Origin of the sequence: Chromatocurvus halotolerans, from assembly GCF_004340525.1 — a bacterium.
GTDB lineage: Bacteria > Pseudomonadota > Gammaproteobacteria > Pseudomonadales > Halieaceae > Chromatocurvus > Chromatocurvus halotolerans.
The window spans coordinates 62980-69044 of sequence record NZ_SLWX01000018.1 but is presented as its reverse complement, the minus strand read 5'-3'; the positions used below and the strand labels follow the sequence as shown (position 1 = coordinate 69044).

Genomic DNA, 6065 nt, shown 5'->3' with positions numbered 1-6065 from the left:
AAAGCCGACAACAGCTTTGCGGAGAGCATCAACAGTCGCATCAAGACGGTGAAGGTACGTGCCCGCGGATTCCGGAACAAGCAACGATTCCGCAATGCCATTTACTTCCACCTGGGTGGGCTTGAGCTTTATCCTGCCGGAACGGCGCGATGATTACCCACCATGACTGGGGAAGACCCAGTTTTTGAGGGCATTCCATCCATGCCCCATTTCGTGCGCGACAACTTCGTCTAGGTTAGGAGCTCCGCCATCAATGATAATCCCTGCTTTACGATTTAGATTCGGGCCATAGATGTGCGCCTCGTACCACCCGGAGGCAGTACCAAGTGCACTACCGTTTATCTTGATTTCGAGGTCACCGCCGTAAGTAAGATTATTATCCCCAATGAAATTTTGACCAGGGTATAAGTCATTCCACATCGCCTCAACCTTCGCAGCGGTGTCGTAGGCTATTCGGTACGGGCTGCTGGCTGATCCGCAAAGGCTGCTGTTAAGGCACTGTCCCGCGGCATTAATAACGGTGATGCCTCCCTGCTGACAACGGATTCCTGATGTTCCGGCGCCATTGCACACCATTGTTGGACCAGCGCGGGTATTGCCCTCCCTCCATGGCGACACCTTGCCTTCAGGATCTACATAGAACCACTCGTAGGGCTCCTCACCATCCAAGTGCCTTTCCGGAGTGTCTATCTCGACTGCAATGCCAACACCCCACCACAATGAAAGCTGCCTCTCTTCTCCGAATGGACGGTACAAAGGAACCACCTGATGAGCGTGCTTGTTCTTCAAATTCTGTGCGGTAGAATTCGATTCACTGCGGTTAGCCATCAGAGCAGGCCGCTTCTCAATTTGCTCGACTACCAAGTCTATAGCAGCTGCCTCACTCACACGGCTCTTTAATTCAACGCCTACGCCACCGTATAACCAGCCATCGACTCGTATTAAACGAGCCGACGTATTGTCCACGCGCAGACGAAGATCGGCTGAAGTCTCAATTCCGTTTATATACTGTCTGACAATGTAAACAGTGTCGATTTCGTTTGTAGTCTTACCAACCAACCGAAGTTCTTCATTCCCATTAAAGCCATAGTAAGGCGGCAGGCTCCGTAACACCGGTTCAAGGCTCTTCTCGTCATAAATGACCACCGACGAGAGCTCCGCCGGCACGCCAATCATTCTTGTGGTGTAAGCTGTTCCTTTGTCAACGTGCATCACACTCACACCGGCAGTTTCTGCCACCCTGGCTTGCTCCTGCTTTGCTGCTTGACGTTGCGATTGATAGGTATCGCTGGATTCTGCCGCCACATGCGTAGACGCAGCCATAGGAGCGACCAAGACTGCTAACAAGAATCCAGCTTTCAATGATGATTTTTTAGGCATTGTTGTAACCTTATTCGGTTGGGAATTAAACACTTAGTGCACCACTCTTTCTGGTGGCTTGAAGAGCTGAGCCACCCGGTTAACCTTTCGACCGTGACTATTGCGAATTAGCGACCAAATCGATGCCGGTGTCGCGGCCATCCAGCCCCTGTTCTTTGGCCCAATCGGAATATGTCCAAATCCGTTCGTACAAATCACGATAAGTGGCCTCATGACGCAGATGAGTATAAATCAGTTCCTCAAAGTAGGTGCCTTTTTCGCGTTCCGTAACCGAAGCGGCACGATAACTATCAAGAAGTGCTGAAAGGGCTGACATGCTGATTCATCCTCGTGAGTTCGATCAAGCGTGATTCGGCGATCAAATATCACAGCCCCCTTGATAAAGCCGACTGAATCAACCATAACAATCCCACCGCCCCTGATGCTTTATATTGATTAAGACAAGATGGCCTGTGACATGGAGGTGGGTGGTGATATTTTTTCGATTGGCTCAGCCGGCACCGGCTGGCATATCTGCTGGAGTCGATAAGACTTATAAATGCGCCGCCGCTACAAGTCCGGCATAGTATCTAACTTTTAGCGGGGCTTCTGCCACCTTGAGCAATGCCCTCCCAACCAGAGAAACGTTTAACCTGGACTGCCTAGTTGAGGAAAATCTAAACGGTGGCAGAAATGGTGACAGCCTGAGAGAGAAAGCCATCGTAAAAACCAATAACCCATTGATTTTGAACGAGTTATTGAGACTTAACTATGAGCAGGTGCAGAATATCGAGTAAGGTTCGCCTTCTACGCGGCGCTCTGCGATGACCACTTCGGTCCCCGCAATATCTGCTTGGTGAATTCAGTCTGCTTCACCTCAATGCCGCGTTCCGGCGCAACCCTGGCGAAATCGTCGATAATCTCTGCCACATCGTGGTTCAGATACACGCAATTGCTCTGATCGATCACCAGAATGCTGTTGTCCGGGACCTCATCCAGCTGCTTCCTGATAGCACCCTTGTTAAGAAACGTAACTTCCTCTGCCAGGTGCATCGTGAGCACCGGCCTGTGGGCAGCGGTCTCACCCTTTTCCATGTGCAGGAAGTGGGAATTGCGAAAACTCCACTGCAGCAGGATGACCAGCGCAACCGTCATCCCCATGCCCACGCCCAGCAGCAGGTCGGTAAAGACAACACCCGCAACAGTGACAATGAAAGGCGCAAACTGTTCCGGACCGTAGGCCCACATCTTCTTGAACAGCGCCGGCTTGGCAAGCTTGTAGCCAGTAACGAGGAGCACGGCGGCCAATACACCCAGGGGGATGAGATTGAGCCAGTGAGGAACCGTCGCAACGCAGACGAGGAGCAGAACTCCATGACTGATGGCGGACACCTTGGAGCGCGCGCCCGCCTGGACATTGGCGCTGCTGCGCACGATGACCTGAGTGATCGGCAGGCCACCGATCAATCCGGATACGGAGTTGCCGACACCCTGGGCAACCAGTTCGCGGTTGGTGGGAGTGACCCGCTTCTGTGGGTCGAGCCGATCGACGGCCTCAACGGATAGCAGCGTCTCGATGCTCGCAACCGCAGCCAGCGTCAGGGCCACCGTCCAGATAATCGGGTTGCCGATCTGACTGAAGTCAGGCGACACGAAGAGAGAGGCAAATTCACCGAGGCTGGACGCCACGGGCACCGAGACCAGGTGGTCATCCGACAGGGCGAAAGTGGACATACCGGAAAACAGGAGTTGGCAGGCGACGGCGAAAAAGACGGCCAAAACGGGTCCGGGAACCAGACCCAGCCAGCGATGACCGGTGATGCGGGGCGTACTCCAGGCAATCAATATGGCCAGAGAGGCCAGCGAGATCAGCAGTGCCCCCGGGTGGATGTAATCCAGCATCTCGCCAAACGCCGAGAACACGGTACCACCATCAATTTCCGCGTAGCCCATATCTCCCACGGGATTCGTGTCGTAGCCCAGGGCGTGGGGAATCTGCTTGAGAATGATGATGATGCCAATGCCCGTAAGCATTCCCTGGATGACAGCCGCCGGGAAAAAATAGCCGAGTACACCGGCGCGGGCCACCCCCAGCGCTATCTGCAGCAGACCACCCAGCACCACGGCGAGCAGAAACGCCTCGAATGAACCCAGCGTCTCTATCGCCCCGAGAACAACGACCGCGAGTCCCGCCGCAGGCCCTGATACGCCGAGGGGAGATCCACTCAGCACACCCACCAGAATGCCACCGATAATCCCGGCGATCAGTCCCGAAAACAGCGGTGCGCCCGACGCCAGCGCAATACCGAGGCACAGCGGCAGCGCCACGAAAAACACCACGATGCTGGCGGGCAGATCCTTTTTCAAGTCATGCATAGAAACCATAAAACTCTCCTGCAGGCTGCCAGCCTGAGCCTCACCCTGATTTGCTAAGGATGAAGGTCCCTGGGGGCCCTGCTGACCGGGTGGCGATGAGGCGCGCGATGCGCCAGCGTTCAATCTTATAGCGCTAGCCTTTCATCAACCTTTCACCGCCCTGCGCGACCGACGCCACACCGGTGGCGCCACTACCCGGTTTTTCCGTATAGTCTTCGCGCTTCAGTCGCTGATAACCGCACGCCTGCCGGGAGGCCCCACTGCATGAATCTGTTGCTGGTCGAGGACGATGCCCTGCTGGCCAACGGACTACTCACCGCTTTCGGTCGAGAGAACTATCAGGTCGCACACGCGACGGATGGCGCCACGGCGAAGGCCTCCCTGCGGGCCTACGACTTCGACCTGGTGATTCTCGACCTGGGCCTGCCTGACATGGAGGGCATCACCATTCTCAAGGCCATGCGCCATGCGCAGAACAGCATTCCCGTAATGGTGCTGACAGCGCGCGAGGGCGTCGATCAGCAGGTCGCTGCGCTCGACGCTGGCGCCGACGACTACATGGAGAAACCCTTCGACCTCAGAGAGCTGCTGGCGCGAGTTCGGGCGCTGCTGCGCCGAAGCCACACGGATTTCCGGAACGATATTGTGGTTGGCAGCATCAGGCTGAATCCCGTCGACAGAACTCTCTCCACCGGCAGCGGCCGGCTTTCACTGCCGCTGAGGGAATACGAGGTTCTGGAGGCCCTTATGCTCAACTCCCCGCGCGTCGTGCACAAGGAACGTCTCGCGCAGCGCATGGCCATCAGCAATGATGATGTCGGCGACAACGCGGTGGAAGTCTACATTCACCGTCTGCGACGACGCCTGCAGCCCCACGGTGTTGCGATACGGACCATGCGTGGCGTCGGCTACCTGATAGAGGCCGCCTGAGGATGGGGCGCTCGCTGTCACTGAAAACGTTGCTTCTGCTGCTGGTTGCGGGCCCGCTTCTGCTGCTGATGCTGGTGGAGTCCGCAGTGTCCTACCTCATCAGCATGCAGTCCACGAAGCTGCTTTTCGACCGCTGGCTGCTGAATTCGGTCCATTCGATGAGCAAGGAGGTGCATGTTGAGCGCGACCGTCTGCAGTTCACGGCAGACCGCAGCTTCCTGGAGGTGTTCGAATGGGACGAGCTTGACGAGGTGTATTTTCAGGTCGCAACACCGGATGGAGAGATCATCGCCGGCACAGAGGAGCTAGCGCTGCCGCCCCCGGGAACTCTGGAAAGCGGTCCGCTGTTCCGGGATCTGCGCCTGGACGGAAAAAATGTACGTGCCGTCAGCCTGTTCACCCAGGCGGATAACGGGCTGGCGGCGGTTGTCACCATTGCGGAAACCCTGGTGCGGCGCCAGACCATGACGGCTGACCTGCTGCGCGATGTGCTCATCTCCAAGGCGCTCCTGCTTGTGGCGGTGCTGCTTCTCATCGCCACCGCGTTTGATCGGGGCCTCAATCCGCTGATTCGGCTGGGGCGCGCGATCGGGCAACGCAGTCCCCGCGATCTGACCCTCATTGACGTCGGACAGGTGCCCACGGAAGTCCGCGGCCTGGTTGAGAACAGCAACCAGCTGCTCTCCCGCATCGACACCGCAATCAGCGCCCGCGAGCAGTTCATCGGCAATATCGCGCATCAGATCCGGACCCCCCTCGCCGGCATGAAACTGCAGGCGCAGCTGGCGCAGGACGAAACCGATCCGGAAAAGGTTCAAGTCGCGCTGCTGCAAATATCCCATGCCGCTGACCATATGGCACACGTGAATTCCCAGCTGATGAAGCTGGCGAGAGCGGAAGCCGCGTTCGGCCGCGGGTTGCGTACGGAGCGGGTGGACCTCAACGAGGTTGTCGAGCACTGCTGCGCAGACAATGCGCAACTGGCACATGAGCGCGGCATTCATCTGGTTATGCGGCTTCCCGAGCAGAAACTGTTTCTCGATGGCGAGTTCACGCTGCTGGCAGAGATGGTACGTAATCTGGTGGAAAACGCCGTGAAGTATGGCAGCGAAAACGGTCATGTCTGGGTTGAACTGACCGAAACCCTCGACGGAATCAGTCTCGTGGTCGAGGACGATGGACCCGGAATATCACAGGATGACTGGCCACAGATCTTTGACCGCTTTTTCCGTCCGGTAGACAGCAGCGGCGATGGCTGCGGTCTGGGGCTGGCAATTGTCCGCGAAATCGCGCTGGCTCACGGTGCCAGCGTGCAGATACAGGACAGGATGGTGGGATCGGGTGCGCGCTTTGTCGTGCACTTCAACTAGAGGGCGACTCTCGTAGAGGACCGCTGTGGC

6 protein-coding genes are annotated in these 6065 nt (G+C 56.9%); 3 read left to right on the top strand and 3 right to left on the bottom strand.

Going from position 1 to position 6065, the window contains the following annotated elements; all coding sequences use genetic code 11:
* The coding region (locus EV688_RS17940; protein ID WP_165876897.1) for a transposase at positions 1 to 153 on the top strand (153 nt) is incomplete at its 5' end.
* On the opposite strand, the gene EV688_RS15220 is transcribed toward EV688_RS17940, so the two are convergent.
* The 3 genes from EV688_RS15220 to EV688_RS15210 form a co-directional block, all read right to left on the bottom strand.
* Positions 154 to 1380 carry a hypothetical protein gene (locus EV688_RS15220; protein WP_131917697.1) on the bottom strand — a complete coding sequence of 409 codons (1227 nt, stop codon included), beginning with the start codon at positions 1378 to 1380 and terminating at the stop codon, positions 154 to 156.
* Positions 1381 to 1477: 97 nt separating this feature from the next.
* Positions 1478 to 1696, bottom strand: a complete 219-nt coding sequence (locus EV688_RS15215; RefSeq protein WP_117319249.1) for a restriction endonuclease — start codon at positions 1694 to 1696, stop codon at positions 1478 to 1480.
* 470 nt (positions 1697 to 2166) lie between these two features.
* A complete protein-coding gene (locus EV688_RS15210; protein ID WP_162883980.1) occupies positions 2167 to 3735 on the bottom strand; it encodes a SulP family inorganic anion transporter in 1569 nt (522 codons plus the stop codon).
* A 264-nt stretch (positions 3736 to 3999) separates the two neighbouring features.
* Here EV688_RS15210 and EV688_RS15205 point away from each other — a divergent pair, with 264 nt between their 5' ends.
* Together EV688_RS15205 and EV688_RS15200 are read left to right on the top strand one after the other, a co-directional pair.
* Positions 4000 to 4665 (top strand): response regulator, encoded by a 666-nt coding sequence (locus EV688_RS15205; protein ID WP_117319251.1) that lies wholly within the window; start codon positions 4000 to 4002, stop codon positions 4663 to 4665.
* Positions 4666 to 4667: 2 nt separating this feature from the next.
* Entirely contained in the window at positions 4668 to 6035 is a 1368-nt protein-coding gene (locus EV688_RS15200) for a sensor histidine kinase (RefSeq protein WP_117319252.1), read from the top strand.
* The last annotated feature ends 30 nt before the right edge of the window (positions 6036 to 6065 follow it).